This is a genomic window from Algoriphagus aestuariicola, assembly GCF_017254835.1.
GTDB lineage: Bacteria > Bacteroidota > Bacteroidia > Cytophagales > Cyclobacteriaceae > Algoriphagus > Algoriphagus aestuariicola.
This window is the reverse complement of record NZ_JAFKCW010000001.1, coordinates 307406-325354: the sequence shown is the minus strand read 5'-3', so window position 1 is coordinate 325354 and position 17949 is coordinate 307406. Positions and strand designations below refer to the sequence as shown.

Below are 17949 nucleotides of genomic sequence, written 5' to 3'. Positions count from 1 at the left end.
TCCTAATGGCGAAAACTACTCTACCCTTGCAAATCAAGCTTCCTATTTCCCTTCCTAGCCCGAATTTGATCGGGAGAATGTCAGTGGTGTTATGCTTGTTGTTGGTCTGCAATTTCTGTTTTGCGCAACAGGTACCCAATCCCCAAGAATTTGGCCCCATTTTCAACGGGAAAGATCTAGCCGGTTGGCACATCAGCAAAACCAACCATCATGGCACCATGGGCAATTTCTTTGTCGAGAATGGGGCATTGGTTATGAAGCAATATCCTTACGGACAGGGTGGGATTATCCTGACGGATAAAAAATACCGGGACTTTGAGTTATCCCTTGAGTTTAAAGGCTATCCCGGCACGAACGGGGGAATATTCCTCAGATCCAGTGAAAGTGGGACGGCCTATCAGTTGGAATTGGCCGGAGATGGAGAGCGGGGAACCGGAAATCTAATCGGGGAACTGCAAAGAACGACTGCCAATGCCCGGATAGAAAATCTCGAAGAAGTTTGGAAAAAGGGAGACTGGAATAGTTTTCGGATCCGATTCACTGGAGATACACCCAAAATATCCCTTTGGATAAACAGCCAAAAAATGTGGGATGCAGAAGGGGAGCGGAACGATTTGATTGGGGATGCGAAGGAAGGAATGATAGCCTTTCAATTGCATTGGAGTGCCACTTTGCAGCCTGTTCCGGGTGGACGGTGCTGTGATTTTTCCTGGCGGCCCGAGGCATCGCACCAGTTTAGGAATATCCTGATCAAAGAACTCAAACCGGAAACGGGGGTGATTTCCTCAGGTTCTTCTCCTTCCGAAAAGACCGTGCCTTCAGCACCGGATAGCATCGAGATGGAATTCGTCCGGATCGAACCCGGTAAAATGCTGGTAGGGAAAATCGAAATTGAATGTCCAAGCTTCCCCGATACCCGGGATATTCCTGAAGAAAGCAAATGGACTGAAAATGAATTTAAGCTTTGCCAGGAAATGGCTGAACGGGACTCCAGACCAGGTTTTTTGGTAAGTCTGGATCAGCCCTATTTCATTGGAAAATATGAGGTGACTCAAGAGCAATGGGAAAAGGTCATGGGTTTCAATCCTTCTCTTTTCAACGAGGAAAAATTGGGAGAGCCTACGGAATCCTACCCGGTAGACAATGTCACTTGGGAGATGGTCCAGGATTTTTTGAAAAAGCTGAATTCGATGGATACCCTCTACAAATACCGATTACCCTCAGAATTTGAGTGGGAATATGCGGCCAGAGCAGGAAATGAGGAATTGCTATCTTGGACGGAAACCCGCGAGAAAGCCTGGATTCAACAGACCGATAAAGGAACCACAAAGCCTGTGGGCACCAAAGAACCCAACCTTTGGGGAGTACATGATATGCTGGGCAATGTCTGGGAATGGGTGGAAGATTTTTACAACAACGAGATTTTTGCTGGCCCCGTCCCACCCGCTAAAGGCGAGGTTCATGTTTTAAAAGGCGGTAGTATTACCTCAGACGTCACCAATGCGACTTACCTATTTCATGGGGCAGGCCCGGGAAACGGATATGATGTCGGATTTCGGCTGGTAAGGGAATTAAGGTAGGAATCTTTATAGCCCTTTGCATTGCCTAACATTAGATTTGCTTAGGTCTCCCACCTAGGCGTAGTCTAAGTATTGACTCCTCTACTGTTTGATTTCCAGCCTGACCATGGTTTGGCATTTAACTAGATTTAGTTTGCCAAACGCCTCGGTCACACCATCAGTCAGTTTATTTTCGGGTCTTCCGGGAATAATTAAGAAGGAAAGGAATTAGCTGGATTTCGGCTTCCGTTTTTTCAAGATGTTGTGATAGATAGCAATCAGGAATACAAGCGCAAAGGAGATAGCTGTCGCCACGTCAATCGTCACCGGATCGGCATCTATGCCAGCCATCCTATCTATCCAATATTTGATGAATGAATTGGGCAAATCTGTTTCTCCCAGTTTGGACTTTACCTGCCACTGCCAATCGGTAAGGGGACAATATCCTATACCAAACCAGATTCCCAAGCCGAGCCAGGAAGCGGCAGTCATCAAGACACACCAAAGATGCAATCGCCTCGTAGTGGGCCAAATCCATCCCAAAAGATTTAACCCGATTATCAGCAGGTGAAGCACCGTCAAAAAGTAATCAAGTAAATTCAGCCACATGTCTCATTGTCTCAGCCCTAAACTAAAACACAATCTTTTCCTGCAATTGGTTTCGTCAATTTAGCTGCCTATCAAAACCCACGAGAAGTGTTTTTACACTCCTCACTACTTACTTTGGTTCAATTCTTCGGAAAAGGTCGAAGACAGATTTTTTTGACTGCCCCGACAGGTTCCGGCTACAACAAACCAGCTACAAATAGAGCTCCTTGATTATCAAAGATCCTTTTTGTAAAACTAATTAGAAATTGATTGCAATAATTTGGTGCAGATGCAGACTATACCCAGCTGAATTATTAACTTAGTCTGCTTGCCATTTTTGCTTTTAAATTCTAAAACATCTGAACATGAAAATCGCCTTTGGAAAATTGATCTGCGCATGCTTGATTATCGCCAGCATTGGCTGTCAGACGAAAAGCTATGAAGAACTGGCCGAGAATGATTCAAAAGCCTTTTTCAGCAATCTGGATAGTTTCGAAAAATTATCCGCCCACCTGGTGAGTTTGCCCACTAATTTGCCTGAAGAAATCGTAGAACAAAACAAAGCTAAGTTCATAAAAAACCTTCAGGAATATTTTAAGGGGCAATGTGACGATTCCAAAGATTTCAAGCTTCTTAAAACGTACAGAAAATTAGGAGACAACGACCAGAAAAACCTTTTTCTGAAATATGAATTTTGCAGTTCGGGGACAGTGATTATGGGCTACGAAGTGGTGGATAAGGACGTTATCCTGACTAGTGTTTGGCCAATGAAAACCGGGGAACAACCTGCTGAATTGTTCTCAGACGAAGCGGATTGGTGAAATTCTGAGCTGATTTTTAAAATTCACCTTGCCATTTTTGGGTGTCCCTACTTCACCTTCACCACCACTTAGCCTTTGGCTCTACCACTCTCGATATAGCTCATTGCCTCGTTGATTTCGCTCAAGGGAAACACTTGGTCCATCACCGGAAGGATAATTCCGGCTTCGATCAACTTGGTCAATTCGCCCAATTGCTGCCCGCTTGATCTCATGAAAAGAAACGATCCAAGCCCAGTTTCTTTACCTTTTTCAAAATCCTCCAGCTTAAAAGCCCAGTCGCTACTTTAGAAAACCAGGAGAGGTCCCTCTCCACTGTAAACGCTTTGGTAGGCGCCAAATTCCCTTTGGCTTCGTCTTAGATTGTAGCCAAGATGATAATATTTGCAAAAACTCAAATAACAAGAAGTAAATATTGTAAATTAATCTATTGAATATCAATAATTTGAATGACGCATTGGCTTTTCAAGGTAAAACCGGATTTCAACTATGCCGGTTTCTTTTCAAATGATTTCAGTTTTTCAGTGCAAATCCTTACACAAGAAATCGATCATCATGATGAAATTTTTCAAGCTCTCGTTTGCGTTGCTCTCCCTAGCCATTCTTTGGGGATGCGAAGAAGAAACTGAGCCCAAATCAGAAAATGAATTTCAAAAACTAGATAAAAAAATCGAGGAAATCATTACCAGGTATAGTCTTCCTGGAGCTCAATTGGCTATAATGAAAGAGGAACGTTTGGTCTATCGGGCATCTTATGGGTTAGCTGATGTTGAATCTTCTACGCCTGTATCAAACAATAGCCTTTTCCGCATAGCCAGTATTTCCAAGCCAATAACTGCAATCGGAATATACAAACTTGCCCAAGACAAGCTTTTAGACTTGGACAGCAAGGTTTTTGGGGAAGGAGCGATCTTGGGAACAACTTTTGGCACCAAACCATATTCGGATGAAATAAAGTCCATCACTGTCAGACATTTGCTGGAGCACAAGGCTGGCGGCTGGCCTAACGACGGGAGTGATCCGATGTTCCTACCAATCTACTATCCACAGGATCAGCTTATAGGCCATATTCTTGACACCAAACCACCAAGTCAGCAACCGGGGACAACAGTGATCTATTCGAACTTTGGATATTGCATTTTAGGAAGGGTAATCGAGGCTGTGAGTGGGGAAAGCTATGAAGCCTATATCAAGAAAAATATCCTGGAACCATGCGGCATCACCTCCATGCAGGTTGGAAGAAAGTTCATGTCAGAAAAACATGAGAATGAAGTGAACTATTACAATCCTGCTTCTGAATTCTCTCCTTATGAAATCGATGTAAAGCGAATGGATGCAGGAGGTGGTTGGATAGCTAAAGCGACAGACTTACTCAGGTTCATGGCTAGAATCGACAGATTGGGCCAAAAAGAGGATTTACTGAATGAATATTACCTGACCCAAATGTATTTTGGATTTACCAATTGGTTTCACACCGGTGGAATGGCTGGAACATCCGCAATTTTGGAGAGAGCAGATGACAATTTCAGCTTTTCTATTCTTGCCAATGGAAATGCCATAAACTTCGACGCCACAATTGTGGAATTAAGGAAAGCTGTTTTCGACGAAATAAACTCAAGACCTACTTGGCCAGACCATGATTTGTTTGATTCTCAGTAGTTTTTGATCGCACAAAAATGACACCCACCAAAATATGTTTATGCCGATGGGGAATACAGCATCCTGTCAGGGGCAACAATCCTACTACAACTTGGCTAAGCTATTCGAAAAGTACCTTTGCACAACTGTGACGAGTAAAATTCCTGAACTAGGTCGAACTTACAATTTGACCAAAAGAATCCTTCTCCTTTTGCCATGGGCTACCCGGCAATTTTACCCACTTCTTTCCCACTCATGTCAATCAGAAAGCTCCATCTAGTCATTTCGCAATCCTCCGATACATTGGGGGTGGTACAGGTTTGCTGACTCCCTTCGATCCTGTACTGCGCATCAGACTCCAGGTAGGAAATGTTTTTGGCGTATTCATTGAAAAAGCCCCCGAAGGTTTCTTGCCAAAGAAACTCGCCATTTTGATTCACTTTGATCAACAGAATGTCATAATTCCCCTGACCAAAGGAACTGGTCGAGCCTAAAATCAAGACCCCTTGGTCGGCAGTAGCAAGCACCATTGTAGCCTTGTCATAGCTACTCCCACCAAAAGCCTTTTGCCAAAGGATTTCCCCATTTTCGTTTTTTCGGGTTACCTGAATATCACACTCGGTTTCCGACCCGCAGTTTACCGTCTGGATTTCAAAACCCTTGGAAATGGATTTGTAAGATTCATTTTCGAGGAAGGAGTTTTGAAATTGGCTTTTCCAGAAAAAGGAACCAAGCCCAAGGAGTAAAAGGCCTGCCCATACCCGGCGATTTGAAGTAAGGAATGGAATTGCTGTCTGCATACGTTTGAAGAAGTTTTGTTGAACGGAATCATTTACCATGAATTCCGGATCTTTTTCCTCCTCCTCAAATCCAACTCCAAGGACATCCTGAAGCCTGGTTTGGGTAAACAGACTTGGCCTGACCTCCCCTTTTTCCAGTCGCTGAATAGTCCTCAGGGTTACGCCACAGCGATCGGCAAGTTCGCTTTGGGTCCATCCTTGGGAGATTCTTTGGGATTTAATTTGTGCTCCGTAATTCACTGGTCAAAATTGAGGTTTACAGACAGGACTTAAAACGACTCGGATACGACATCTAGGCGACATCTTACATTACCGATTAGGAGTCTCGATTGTTTCAAGCTTTAACCACCCTTCGGAAAAGGTTGCGGATTTTTTTCCGGGTTTTTCAGGGACATGGAGATTGACCTAGACTCTTTGATGTTTGGTGAATCCACCCATCACCAATTCCATTACTCGAACTTTCCCCCAGCGGGGCAAAATCATAAGAGCTCCGGTCAAAAATTTGGTGAGAAACCCGGGAAAGACGGTGGTTTTTTTTCCCAATGCTGCCAAAATCGGCAACGCTATATCTTCTGGCTTCAGGGTTTTTCCCATCACCATTTTGGCCCGGCTTGCAAATCCGCTTGCTACCGGTCCGGGGCTTGCGGCTAGCACATCCATCTTGTTTGATTTCAGTTCCCGATTTAACCCCTCTGCGAAGGATTGCACATAGGCCTTGGTGGCGGCATAGTGGGAAGCAAAAGGAACCCCTTGGAATGCCACAATTGAACTCAAAAAGATTATCCCGCCTCTTTTCTGATCGGAAAAGCGCTTGGAAAATTCGTGACTTAACCGCAATGGAGAAAGGCAATTGACCTGTACCAGCTCCGTCTCTTCCTCCAAATCGCTGTCTGTAAAGCAGCCCGAAGTACCAAAACCTGCCGAAAGGACTATCAGCCCAACTTGCAAATTTATTGTCTGATCCAAGACGCGCTGATTGCCCTCCAATTGACCCAAATCCGCTACCAGAATTTTGGTTTTCGACTGAAACTTGGTCTCGATTTCCTTACTTACTTTCGAAAGCGAGGATTCATTTCTTCCCACCAGAATCACTTCAAATCCGGTTTTGCCAAGCTCAAGGGCGATGGCCTTTCCGATTCCCGAACTTGCCCCTGTAACTACAGCGACAGGCCCATATTTTCCTAAAAAGGAATTTCTCTCTACTAAATTCATTTGAATTTTGGGACTTCGGACACGGTTAATTCCTGTTGATTCTCAACGCGAGCCTTTAGTTGCTGAAGCCAGTCTTCGTGCTGACGGTAGAGTTTTTTAGGCTGAAATAGCTTTTCCATTGTGGTAAGCCAGCCATTTTGGCTTTCAGCAGTGATTACCCTACAGCCAGTTCTAGTCGGGATAATCAGCCAAGTGTGATAGCCTTGGATGCTTTTCTTGCAGGAAATCCAACTCAGCCTTGACTCAGGCACAAATTCCCTAACCTCAGAAATAAATTCCAATCCCATAGTTTTCCAGAAAAAAGAGGATTCGGCCTGCAAGCTTTCTTCCTTTGATTCTCCCTGAATTTGAACGTCACTGGCTCCGGAATACCAACTTGACCAGTCCTCTGCCCGGATAAGCTCTCTCCAAACCTCAGCGGGAGAGCCGAATATTCCGATTTGATTTTCGACATAAAAGGAGGATTCCTCGGGAGAAAATCCGGAGGGCCAGTTTAAATTGGGCTGAGTTTGAGCCCTTACCAACAATGGCTCAAGAGCCAAAGCAAGAAAAAAGGTGAGAAGGAGAGTCTTCATAGAAGGATAAGTTTACCCTTCAAAGGTATCCTTGACCTCAGCCTCAGCACGATAACATTTGTTTAGACTTTAGGTCAAGCTGCTAGTGCTCTTTTCTCAAACGACTCAGGTGAACAGGGGTAATTCCTAGATAGGAGGCGATCATATGCTGGGGTACCCGCTGATGGATCTGGGGAAAGATGGTCTCCATAAGCTCATACCGCTCTAATGGACTTCTGGAATAGTAATTTTTCACCCTGTTGTCTTGATATAAAAAGTAAAATTCCGCCACTTTTCTCCCAAATTTATCTCCCTGCCTCATGAACTGATAACCCCAATCAATGGCTTGTCGGGACATGGAGACCACTTCCATCGGTTCCAAAGCCTGAAGGGTATACATCCCAGGCTGCTGAAGCATGAAGCTCGAATAGTCGGCTACAAATTGATTTTCGGAAGCAAAATGAATGGTATGATCCACCCCTTTGGCATCTGTTACCACCACCCTCAAAATTCCTTTTACGATAAAAAACACCTCTTGCGGCACTTTACCCGGCTGACTCAGGACTTCATTTTTCTTGAAATTTTTGGTTTTGCAGAAAGAGACCAACTGGTTCAACTCACTCTCATCTGATTCAATAAGGGCTAATACCGCCGTTTTAAATTCATCCATCTTTCCATCTATTACCTCTGCATAATTTACTCAATACTAGCTGCAATCTGAAAAATGAAGGATGGCACTTCCTGTGTTTTATCGTTAAGCACAGGTTTTTGAAAGTTGAATTGAGTATTGCCGAATTCCAAAAATTCCCTTATCCATCTCAAAAAAAACACATTACATTTCTCCAGAAAACCAATAAATTAACCATTCTTCAAACCCAAAAAACCTTAACCCATGACTAAACTATCCCGTTTCGCCATTTTTACCTTTTTTCTGGCTCTTTCTGCACAGACCTTTGCCCAAGACGGCACCATCTACCCACTTGAGGCACCAGCAGAACCCAATGCCATCCTGCTCAATACAGGAGGGGTGGACAATCAACCCGCACCGGAGACTTGGTTTCGCCAATGGGGCGACCCCATGGCGAGAAACATCTCCACGGCTACTTTGACACCCTTTCTTCCCGAACCCGGAAAAGGGAATGGCACCGCAGTGATCGTGGCACCCGGAGGCGGCTTTAGTTGGCTGTCTATGGGAAATGAAGGCTGGGAAGTAGCAGAAGCGCTTGCCAAGCAGGGTATCGCCGCTTTCGTACTCAAATACCGCCTCAACCCTACTCCGCCTTCGCTCGAAGATTTTTCCGCCTGGATGAACCGTCCCCGCACAGCGCCTGCACCTTCTTCTGAGGCTTCTGGCAATGCCGCTCCTGCTCCACGACCACCCCAGCGCGACCTTTCCAACCAGTTGGAAGATGCTGAAGCTGCCTATGCCATGATTGTGAGTCGGGCAAAAGAATGGGGAGTGGACACCAACCGAATCGGCATGATCGGCTTTTCAGCCGGGGCCGGGCTGACAATGCACTCTACCCTCCACTCCAAAACCATGAAGCTGGCCTTCATCGGCCCAATCTACGGAGGCATGGGCCCGGTAGAAGTCCCAAAGGATGCTCCCCCGATGTTCAATGTGATCGCTACGGATGACTTTCTATTCAATGGCCAATCCGGCATCATAGAATCTTGGTATAAAGCAGGCCGGCCTGTCGAGTTCCATTTATACCAAAATGGTGGACACGGATTCGGCCTTGGCAATCCCAACCGTACAAGCAACCGCTGGTTTGATGCCTTTATCCACTGGCTGGATGTAAACAAGTTCCTTGCATCCAAATAGGTGGAGTGACTGAAAGCTGAGCTCAGCAAAATTGCCCCCTCACCAGGCCAGTAGGTTAATTCCCTCTGGCGGTTAGAGGATTGCCTTCTGAATCAAAGGGGAGACCAGGATTTCTGTCTATACTGCTCTCCCCGCCTGACCCACTCAATGGCTTTTCAAGAAACCTCATGGTTTTTAAAATAGACTTTGAAAACCGACCCTTTGCCAACTTCACTCTCGACCTCTATATCGCCTCCGGCATTGGTGATTGTTTTTTTTACCAGGTAGAGGCCTACTCCACTTCCTTCCACATGCTCATGGGCACGTTTGAACGCTCCAAATATCCTGTGTTTTTCATTTTCAGGGATTCCCAACCCATTGTCCTGAATTGTAAGAAGGATGAAATTTCCAGATTTCTCCGTCCTAATGTTTACTTGAGGAGCCCGGTCAGGAGACTTGTACTTTATGGCATTGCTCAAAATATTAAACAGGATGCTTCTAAGGTTCTTTTTTGAAAATTGGATCTCCGTTTCAATTAAATCATAGCTGATTTTCGCATTTGTTAGAACGAGTCTATCCGTCATACTCATTTCAACTTCGGCTAATAGCTCTTTCACATCAACCCTGTCCTGCTCGTCAATTTCGCCCTCTATCTTGGCAATATCTGACAATTCCTCTATGATCTTATCGATACTCCTGGTGGATCGATCAATCAAACCTATGAGCTCTGCGACCTCGTCGTTCTGGAGATCGATCGCATCTTTCAGAAGAGAAATAATGATACTCAAATTGCCTATAGGACCTTTCAAATCATGGGAGACCGCATATATAAAGGTAGTATGGTCAGCGTTTATCTGCGACAGTTTTTCCTGCACCTTCTTGATTTCTGTAATATCATTAAAGGTAATAATGACTCCATCGTTGCGGTTGTCCTGTTGCCTGACATAGGGTAAAGCCATCATTTGATACCATCTGCCATCCAGAGTCTGAATCTCTTTTTCAATCGTAACGGAACTGGCAATGACCTTCCCGATATCATCCATCAAAGTCGAAAACCGAATATTGTTAGATATATCGCTCACAGCTCTCCCTATATCGGAATCTTTGATGTTGACCTGCTTGATGGCGGAGTGGGTGAATTTCCTGAGAATAAGATTCTTGTCCACATAAAGCTGCGCGTTGATTGTCGAATTGAAGTAATTGTTCAGATCGTCATTCAATTCAGCTAGCTCTTTAATTTTCAGCTATATTCATTATTTACAGTTTGCAACTCTTCGTTGACGGATTGCAGTTCTTCATTGACACTCTGCATTTCCTCGTTGCTGGAAATCAGTTCTTCATTGTAGGAAGAAATGTTGTCGTTGGACACTTCCAAGGCTTCGTTTGCCTCGTTCAGCTTTTGCTTTGCTTCTGCCAACTCGCCTTTCAAATCTTCAAGATGCTGGGAAGTATGCGTTTCCATCCCGAAGTTTTCGATTTCTCTCCCTTTGACGGTTTTCACTTTGCTGTCACAGAACAAAATGAGGATGATGGTTTGTCCAAAACCAGGCTCTGCCAAAAAAGGACGGGCAAGGACATTGACCGAGTGAATGGCGTCGTTTCTCTTGAATCTGACTTCCAGGATTGTCGCCTCTTTCTTATTCTTGACCGATTTCCGTATGGTGGTGGAAGCAGCGATGGAGAGCTCCTCGGGCAGCATTTCAATCAAATTGTAATTGAATATTTTCGGAAGGAGGTACTTTTCGAAGTCTCCGAAAGCCTGTAAGATCTTGAAGTCTGTATCTACCCAGATTGCAGCTTCATAGCCGGATACTTCCAGAAGCGAGCGTTTGGTGAGCTCGCCAAGGTTGCTTTTTTGGGTGTTTTTTTGGGGAGCAGGATTCTGACTTTGATTTACCAATTGCCTCTCTAAGCCGGGAGTACTGTACGTGGTATCCCTGAAATTCCGAACTACCTCATTGCTTCTAAATATTCTCCACTTCTTATTTACCTCGTCAAACGATTTCCTCAGATCTCCCAAACTCTCGCTGGGGCCCAAAACTAAATAGCCTCCTAAATTGAGGCAGAAATGCAGGGAAGTGAGGATTTTCCTCTGTAAGATGGTGTTGATGTAGATGAGTAAATTACGACAGCTTATCAAATCAATTCTCCCGTAAGGAGGCTGCTTTACTATGTCATGGTCGGCAAAGATGAGCATCTTTCTGATGTTGTCCTTTATCTTATAATGATCCCCCTGTTTAACAAAGAATTTATTTAGCCTATCGGCACAAACATCATTTGCTATACTTTTAGGATACAAGCCTTTTGAAGCCTGCAGCAGCGCTGTTTTGTCAATATCACTTGCAAAGATCTTTACTTCCAGATTCTTCTTGAGCTCCGTAAGACGCTCCAGGATAAGTATAGCAAGTGAATACGCCTCTTCTCCTGTCGCGCATCCGACCACCCATACTTTCAAAGCATCCACCTGCAGTTTGTTATCGACAATCTCCGGGATGACTTTATCTTTTATTACTTCAAAGGCCTCCGTATCTCTAAAAAATTTCGTGACACTGATCAGAAATTCTTTGGAAAGAATACCGATTTCAGCGGGATTGGTTTCTAAAAAATCAACATAGTCTTCCAATGTAGCTACTTTGTTTTTAGCCATTCTCAAAGTAATCCTTCTGATGATCGTGGGACGTTTATAATCTGAAAAATCCAGAGGAGTACGCTTCTCTACTAGCCCGAGTATTTTTAGTAGTACTTCCTCGTTTTTGTCGTCAATTTGGTCTGAAAAACGATTTTTCAATATGTCTCCTTTTAAATGAGTAATAATTTCCTCTGGAATTAAGTCGGGACGAAGGATAACATCCACATTGCCCGAATCGATCGCGCTGCTAGGCATCCCATCAAACTTTGCACTTACGGGGTCCTGAACGATTACAAATCCGCCGTTTCTTTTGATGGCAGCAATTCCTTTGGTGCCGTCCGATCCAGTGCCAGAAAGGATAATTCCTATGCTTTTTCCTTTATGGCTTTCTGCCAAAGAGTCAAAAAATATGTCAATGGACGTGTTGCGCTGCAGCGGTTTGATATCGCTCAGAAACAGCCTTCTGTTTTTGATGGTCATGTTCTTCCCCTGAGGCATCAGATAAACCTGATTTACCTCCACAAACATTTCATTTTCAGCAATCGATATCTTCAGTTTGCTGTGTTTCTCAAGAAGTTCGGCCATGAAACTCTTGTGATCGGGGGAGAGGTGCTGGATGATAACATAAGCAACCCCATCCTCAGGAGTGTGGTCAAAAAGCAAATGAATGGCTTCCATTCCACCTGCTGAGGCCCCGATAGCGATAATGAAAGGGCTGTCTACAGTTTGCCTTAGTTTTTTTTTCATGGTGTCGAGGAGTTGAAATGCAGGATAATACTCTCTTATTTGACGCTCAAGTCAAATAATTGCCCTTGCCGGCTGTTTATTGCCGTTTCCGGTGCCTCTACAACTTCTTTAAATTTCAATCTCCAAGGTGATCCTCTCAGAATTCAGTCTTTCAGGCTTGAAAAGCAAACGTCTGAAGGTACGCTAAATAATAACAATAGCGGCCGATTCTCTCTGACTGTTTAAAAAGCTGGATTTCAGAAGAATACCTTCCTTTGTTTTTCTAGGACCGAGTTCGAGTCCACCTCAAAAAAATTTATCCGGACCAAGACCGGCCGCTTCTCAAATCGTCGCAATCCCAAAAAATTGCCCCAGAGACCAGTCCGCATTTTTCAGACGTGTATCGGCCAACTCAAGGATCAGTGCCCGCGGTAGTCTTCTGCGGATGCAAAAAAACCAGTCGCCTACTCTTCAGACTCCTCTAGGCCACTCTTGCAGGCCGTTCATTTTTATACCCCATATTGAGGATTATTCTTCTCAAGGATTATCATTTTTTTTGCGCTTTATAGCTTAAGAAGCCGCTGGAGCGATGGCATGGATTTAGCCAGTATGATTAACACAAGACAGAAATAATGGCAACGATTCCAATAACTACCTAAAACAAAATCTGTCATTTATCTCAAACCTTGTATCTCATTTTTATCAAATAAAAGCAAGGTATTCAGCAAACTAGAATTCAACACAAGACACATATAGCCACTATTGATGTTTTCAATAGACAACTCAATAAATATAGCTACACAATACAGTCATACATCCAATAGTGGGGTGAAAGACCATGACTATTTGAAAGTGTAGGATGGGAAATAATATTACAGTTTAACCATTAACAACTATTCATATTAATATGCAAAACCAAAAAAACACTTCCCAGAAGCCCCAATCAGGATCAGAGAAATCCAGCTCGGGCAAAAAAGCTTCCATGAAGTCTTCGCAACTCATGCAATTGTTCGAAGATGGATTGAAGGACATCTATTGGGCAGAAAACGCCCTGCTAAAGGCAATCCCAAAGATGATCAAAAATGCAACTTCAGAAGATCTGAATCAGGCCTTGGCTTCACATTTGGACGAAACCAAAGAGCAAATCGCCCGGTTGGAACAAGTCTTCGGCTTGATCAATGTAAAGGCTGAGGGGAAAAAATGTGATGCAATGGACGGACTGATCAAAGAAGGTATTGAGATCATGGAGTCTTCGGAAGAAGGATCCATGCGTGATGCAGGCATTATCTCTGCTGCTCAAAAGATTGAGCACTATGAAATTGCCACCTACGGCACACTTCGCCAGTTTGCCGAAACAATGAACTTAACGGAGGTTGAGAAATTGTTGGCAACTACCCTTCAAGAAGAGAAAGAAGCCGACTTAAAATTGTCTGAGGTCGCAATGGATGCGATCAACGTGGATGCTGCTGAAGAAACCGCATAATTCAAACGACATATTCCCGATATTCCCGTGGCCCAGCTATTAGCCACTATAGCGACCGGATCATGGGGTACCATGTAGACTTAGAAACAAAAACAATTTTTAAGACATGAATAATATTTTCAAAGGGCTGATAGCTGGGTACGGTGCAAAAAAACTGGGAGGCGGATGTGTTGGGACAATACTTGTCTTTATCATCATCTATACGCTGCTCACTCAATGCGCGTAGCGGCCATTGCCAAAACCATAACTAACTAACTAAAAAATGGAAACTCCAAGAGATAAAAATGAAGGACTGGCGAACACCGGTTCTGAAAAAAGAGTACTGACTGGCATGTTTCGCGACCGTCAAAGTACTGAAAACGCTTACAACGCATTGCACGAAAGAGGTTATACGTCGGACGAGATCAACTTGGTCATGTCTAATGACACCCGGAAAGCTCACTACACTGAAGATGCTGCTGAGGCTACCGAGATCGGAACCAAGGCCGCAGAACATGCTGGCAAGGGATCCGCGATCGGCGGCACGGTAGGAGCTATCGCCGGTGTAATAGCTGCGATTGGTACGAGCGTGGCAATCCCTGGACTGGGTGTGTTGATCGCCGGACCAATAGTTGCCGGATTGGCAGGTGCTGGTGCCGGGGGACTTGCCGGTGGTATTATCGGTGCATTGGTCGGTTCTGGCATCCCGGAGGCAAGGGCAAAACTCTATGAATCAGGGATCAAAGAAGGTAATGTCGTCATTTCTGTAACACCAAGAAATGAAGCCGATGCCGAATATTTGGAGAACAACTGGAGATCTAACCGTGGCGAGGAGATTCACTGGTAAAATCCCCAAACTCAACAAATGCAAGGAACTCTAACGGGTTCCTTGCAATCATTTAAGGAAAACCAACACAACTATGAAAAATCTTATCAATATTCAATCAATCCTGGCTTTCTCCATTGGTTTGACTGGGACCCTAATTCTAGCTTCTTCTTGTTCCGAAAAGACCGTGGATTCTAAAGAAGTCGCCGAGAATGAGAATGTCGACAAACTCACAGCGGATGATCAAACGATCGTTGTGATCGATAACGACAGCGGCGTGAAGTTCCTGATGGACGCGGCCGAAATGCAACTGGAAGAGATTAGCCTGGGAAAATTGGCTCAAAAAAAAGGTACAGCCTCCGATGTGAAAGAACTGGGCAAAATGATGGAAGCTGACCATACCCAATCCTTCACTGAAATATCGGCTTTGGCACAATCTAAGGCGGTCTCGATTCCCACCTCGGTGACGGAAGATTCTAAAGATGTCTACACCAAATTGGAGGAGAAGACGGGAAATGATTTTGACAAAACCTACAGTGAAATGATGGTCGAACATCATGAGGATGCGATAGACCTGTTTGAGAAAGCATCGACCGATTCAGAGGATCCAGCGATCAAAACTTGGGCAAATTCTAAGCTTCCGGGTTTAAAAACCCATCTTGACCATGCAAAAGCATGCAAAGAAAAGAGGAAAGACGCCTTGTAAATGCGCATCAGACTTCTGAGTAGCTGAAGTTCCGGAGAGGAACCTGCATCTGTTTTTGCGAAATCAATCCCATCGTGTTGGGTTTGACTTTCGCAAAAACAGCAAACAGGTAATTTTCAAAGGCTGAAACAGAGATCCATACCTTTAGAAATCCTAGGCAACTAGTGAGGGATTTTGCTCCTATACCGTCTTTATTTTAACCCATATTGCCCATCCGCAAAATCCAGAAACTTGCCCCAGTCATAGGCGGTCAGATCATGCTTGCCTTCCCGCAGGTGATAGCCCACATAGTCTTGATGGATGGTCTTCACTTCAAGTGTAAAATGCTCCGGAAACTCCAGTTTGACTCCATAGATCTCTGAATATACCCTGCTCCCTATCCTGAGCGATAAAAACTCTCCCTTCGGATCGGCCCAGAGGTCATCTCTGGAACTCGCCACATACAACGCCCGGGGAGCTATGCTCGCCAAAAGCTGATGCTGATCCAAGGGAAGCTGGTCTTCTTGATCGTTGTACTTTTTAAAATTGTCGCAAAACCAGTAAGGAAATCCCGTATTGATTCTGTTAACCGTCTCGCCAAACATACGCTTGGACAAGGCCGCCCCTCCACAGCCCGATTCATTGGAAATGGTAATGGCCCAGCGAGTGTCATTGGCACCGGTCCAAAGAGCCGCCTTTCCTCCACGACTATGCCCAACTACCGCCGCTCGGGAGGCATCTACTTCGGACTCCTTTTCCAGATAATCCATCACCCGCATCGCTCCCCAAGCCCAGGCCGAAAGAGCCTTCATGCCGTTCGGAAATGATTTTTGTTCTGGATAAAGCTGGTCGAGGATGCCATCGGTATAGCGGTGTGCGTCATCGGGAGCGACATATTCCACGTCAAAAATCGCCGCAGCGTAGCCACGTTCCACGATTTGCTTCACCGGAAAAAACCGGTTTTCAATATCAGCCGTCACCTCCTCGACATTCCTATGGCTAATCAACACAAACACCGGCATGGGCTTGGATGCACCTTTCGGCAGATAGAGCTTTAGGTGCATGGTCTGTTTGTTGCCATTTCTTAAGATGTCAATGGTTACCTCCTTCAGTCTAGAATAGGCCAAGTGGGGATGATCGGACCGCAATTCGCTCCGAAAAGAAATCGCGTCAAAGTCACCGGGAAGCTGCCCATAAACCTGATCGGCAAACTTCGCAACCAGTTCGGGCCTTCTCTTACCCTCCCAGCGATTGGTACTTTTGACCAGCTCTCCGGCATATCCCGCCAGGACATCCGGCAAGACCAAATCCGGCACTTTGCTCTCGTCATAATGAATGGCTTGCTGCGCCATCGAGAGCAGCGGAATTGACAAAAAAAGGATGGCAATTAGGTATCTGAATGAATTCATCGTGGACAGGGCTTTGCGCCGGGGTATGAAAAGGCCTTTCTTAAAGTACTGGATTATTAGCAAAAGTCTCCCCGAAAAGTCAGTCTTTTCTTCTTTACAGATCAAAAGAACGCCCTTTCCTATTGATTTCGATCCAGTCAGGGCTGCCTTCTGAACCGCTTTTCTCGCGAATAAGGGACTGCAAAGTATCGACATCGATTTTGGTGAGCACCTTTTTGCAAAGGCCCATTCTCCTGCAAAAATTCCTTGCCAAGCCAAGCGGCGTAATTGTGGTAGCAAGGCCACCAATCACTTCGAGAATTCCTGCAATCCTCTCATTTACCTTAAAAAAATCGGCTAAAACCACCACTACGTCCGCGATGACGGATTTCAGAAGCTCGGCTCCTAGCCCCACATGCAGCAGAAACGCATAGATCAAGGCTAGAGCGCTCAGAATACAAGCCAGGCAGTTTCCACCCAAACTCAACAACTCCAGCTTTAGTCGTCTGACCGCGCGATCGAAGGAGATGACCAAAGCTGGCATTTTCATGTCCATATCAGTCAGAATGCTGACCGAGTGGTACTCCTGCAAATAGCGATACGGAGAGTCAAGAAATCGATAGATCAAATTACTATCAGACTGGAAGCTGTGGAGCAGATCGGAAATGGACTGACGCAACTGTTCCTTCTCGGCCTCAGTTAGGCGAAAGCCCTCCGGACTTCCCTGAGCGGTCGCTCCATTTCCTGTTTCGAGATCTGCCATGGTAGAAAAAGATGGGTGCTATCAATTTACCACATTCTCTGATTTCCAGCGAGATCCAGACATTGTGCTTTTTTAGAAAAGCCACTTTTTTTTCATCCAGTGCCCTGTGCGAAAGTCGAATAGCTCTCTATCTCGGTTCGAAGAGAAACTTGCAAATCCATGGCATCTCCTTTTTCCCCCTCATTCATGCACAAAACAGCCAAAGTCAGCGAAAGTAGCGCCCAGCGACCTATTATCCCCCAAGCAATCTCGGAACGGCACTCCTGATAGAAAAATACCAGATTTAAAAGTGTTGATTTCACAGCTCTTTCTATCATTTTTAATTATTATGGCCATACAAGAAAACAATTACGTGATAAAGACTTATTTTAATGGGGCAAACGGCAATTAACTGACTACGTAAAAGAAACATTATTTAGGTATTCCCAATAAACAATAGTAACTCCAAACTATGAAAGAGAAAGTTAAGTCCCTAGCCAACAATTTCACGCTTCCGA

The 17949-nt window shown here is 44.8% G+C and carries 18 protein-coding genes; 7 read left to right on the top strand and 11 right to left on the bottom strand.

What is annotated here, in order from left to right; all coding sequences use genetic code 11:
• Positions 1–5: 5 nt before the first annotated feature.
• A complete protein-coding gene (locus J0A67_RS01410) occupies positions 6–1580 on the top strand; it encodes an SUMF1/EgtB/PvdO family nonheme iron enzyme (protein ID WP_206567485.1) in 1575 nt (524 codons plus the stop codon).
• 207 nt (positions 1581–1787) lie between these two features.
• Here J0A67_RS01410 and J0A67_RS01405 read toward each other — a convergent pair whose 3' ends face one another.
• Positions 1788–2168 carry a DUF2784 domain-containing protein gene (locus tag J0A67_RS01405; RefSeq protein WP_206567484.1) on the bottom strand — a complete coding sequence of 127 codons (381 nt, stop codon included), beginning with the start codon at positions 2166–2168 and terminating at the stop codon, positions 1788–1790.
• Between the two features lie 344 nt (positions 2169–2512).
• Here J0A67_RS01405 and J0A67_RS01400 point away from each other — a divergent pair, with 344 nt between their 5' ends.
• Complete coding sequence (locus J0A67_RS01400; RefSeq protein WP_206567483.1) at positions 2513–2968, top strand: hypothetical protein; 456 nt, start codon at positions 2513–2515, stop codon at positions 2966–2968.
• 68 nt (positions 2969–3036) lie between these two features.
• Here the strand turns inward: J0A67_RS01400 and J0A67_RS01395 are convergent, their stop codons facing one another.
• Positions 3037–3231 carry a zinc-binding dehydrogenase gene (locus tag J0A67_RS01395; protein WP_262897483.1) on the bottom strand — a complete coding sequence of 65 codons (195 nt, stop codon included), beginning with the start codon at positions 3229–3231 and terminating at the stop codon, positions 3037–3039.
• Between the two features lie 289 nt (positions 3232–3520).
• Here J0A67_RS01395 and J0A67_RS01390 point away from each other — a divergent pair, with 289 nt between their 5' ends.
• Positions 3521–4624, top strand: coding sequence for a serine hydrolase domain-containing protein (locus J0A67_RS01390; RefSeq protein WP_206567482.1), 1104 nt, complete (start codon positions 3521–3523; stop codon positions 4622–4624).
• Positions 4625–4824: 200 nt separating this feature from the next.
• On the opposite strand, the gene J0A67_RS01385 is transcribed toward J0A67_RS01390, so the two are convergent.
• The 4 genes from J0A67_RS01385 to J0A67_RS01370 all read right to left on the bottom strand — a co-directional run bounded on the left by J0A67_RS01385 (position 4825) and on the right by J0A67_RS01370 (position 7839).
• The gene (locus tag J0A67_RS01385) at positions 4825–5643 is read right to left on the bottom strand and encodes a helix-turn-helix domain-containing protein (RefSeq protein ID WP_206567481.1); all 819 of its coding nucleotides are present in this window, start codon (positions 5641–5643) and stop codon (positions 4825–4827) included.
• A gap of 165 nt (positions 5644–5808) precedes the next feature.
• Positions 5809–6615: an SDR family NAD(P)-dependent oxidoreductase gene (locus J0A67_RS01380; protein WP_206567480.1), complete on the bottom strand. Its 807-nt coding sequence runs from the start codon at positions 6613–6615 to the stop codon at positions 5809–5811.
• Complete coding sequence (locus tag J0A67_RS01375) at positions 6612–7190, bottom strand: SRPBCC family protein (protein ID WP_206567479.1); 579 nt, start codon at positions 7188–7190, stop codon at positions 6612–6614. Before J0A67_RS01375 ends, J0A67_RS01380 begins: the two co-directional genes overlap by 4 nt.
• Before the next feature lie 82 nt (positions 7191–7272).
• A complete protein-coding gene (locus tag J0A67_RS01370) occupies positions 7273–7839 on the bottom strand; it encodes a Crp/Fnr family transcriptional regulator (RefSeq protein ID WP_206567478.1) in 567 nt (188 codons plus the stop codon).
• A 222-nt stretch (positions 7840–8061) separates the two neighbouring features.
• Between J0A67_RS01370 and J0A67_RS01365 the strand changes: the two genes are divergently transcribed.
• A complete protein-coding gene (locus J0A67_RS01365) occupies positions 8062–8994 on the top strand; it encodes an alpha/beta hydrolase (RefSeq protein ID WP_206567477.1) in 933 nt (310 codons plus the stop codon).
• A 155-nt stretch (positions 8995–9149) separates the two neighbouring features.
• Here the strand turns inward: J0A67_RS01365 and J0A67_RS01360 are convergent, their stop codons facing one another.
• Entirely contained in the window at positions 9150–10193 is a 1044-nt protein-coding gene (locus J0A67_RS01360; RefSeq protein ID WP_206567476.1) for a sensor histidine kinase, read from the bottom strand.
• A gap of 20 nt (positions 10194–10213) precedes the next feature.
• On the bottom strand, positions 10214–12349 hold the full coding sequence (locus J0A67_RS01355) for a chemotaxis protein CheB (protein ID WP_206567475.1): 2136 nt from the start codon (positions 12347–12349) through the stop codon (positions 10214–10216).
• 886 nt (positions 12350–13235) lie between these two features.
• Here J0A67_RS01355 and J0A67_RS01350 point away from each other — a divergent pair.
• From J0A67_RS01350 to J0A67_RS01340, 3 genes are all read left to right on the top strand, one after another.
• Complete coding sequence (locus J0A67_RS01350) at positions 13236–13811, top strand: YciE/YciF ferroxidase family protein (protein ID WP_206567474.1); 576 nt, start codon at positions 13236–13238, stop codon at positions 13809–13811.
• Positions 13812–14142: 331 nt separating this feature from the next.
• Positions 14143–14637 (top strand): hypothetical protein, encoded by a 495-nt coding sequence (locus J0A67_RS01345; protein WP_241265033.1) that lies wholly within the window; start codon positions 14143–14145, stop codon positions 14635–14637.
• Positions 14638–14710: 73 nt separating this feature from the next.
• Positions 14711–15322: a DUF4142 domain-containing protein gene (locus J0A67_RS01340; RefSeq protein WP_206567472.1), complete on the top strand. Its 612-nt coding sequence runs from the start codon at positions 14711–14713 to the stop codon at positions 15320–15322.
• A 191-nt stretch (positions 15323–15513) separates the two neighbouring features.
• Here J0A67_RS01340 and J0A67_RS01335 read toward each other — a convergent pair whose 3' ends face one another.
• The 3 genes from J0A67_RS01335 to J0A67_RS01325 all read right to left on the bottom strand — a co-directional run bounded on the left by J0A67_RS01335 (position 15514) and on the right by J0A67_RS01325 (position 17769).
• On the bottom strand, positions 15514–16710 hold the full coding sequence (locus tag J0A67_RS01335; protein WP_206567471.1) for a glucuronyl esterase domain-containing protein: 1197 nt from the start codon (positions 16708–16710) through the stop codon (positions 15514–15516).
• A 94-nt stretch (positions 16711–16804) separates the two neighbouring features.
• Positions 16805–17452: a hypothetical protein gene (locus tag J0A67_RS01330; RefSeq protein WP_206567470.1), complete on the bottom strand. Its 648-nt coding sequence runs from the start codon at positions 17450–17452 to the stop codon at positions 16805–16807.
• A gap of 92 nt (positions 17453–17544) precedes the next feature.
• Positions 17545–17769, bottom strand: coding sequence for a hypothetical protein (locus J0A67_RS01325; RefSeq protein WP_206567469.1), 225 nt, complete (start codon positions 17767–17769; stop codon positions 17545–17547).
• Positions 17770–17949: the final 180 nt, after the last annotated feature.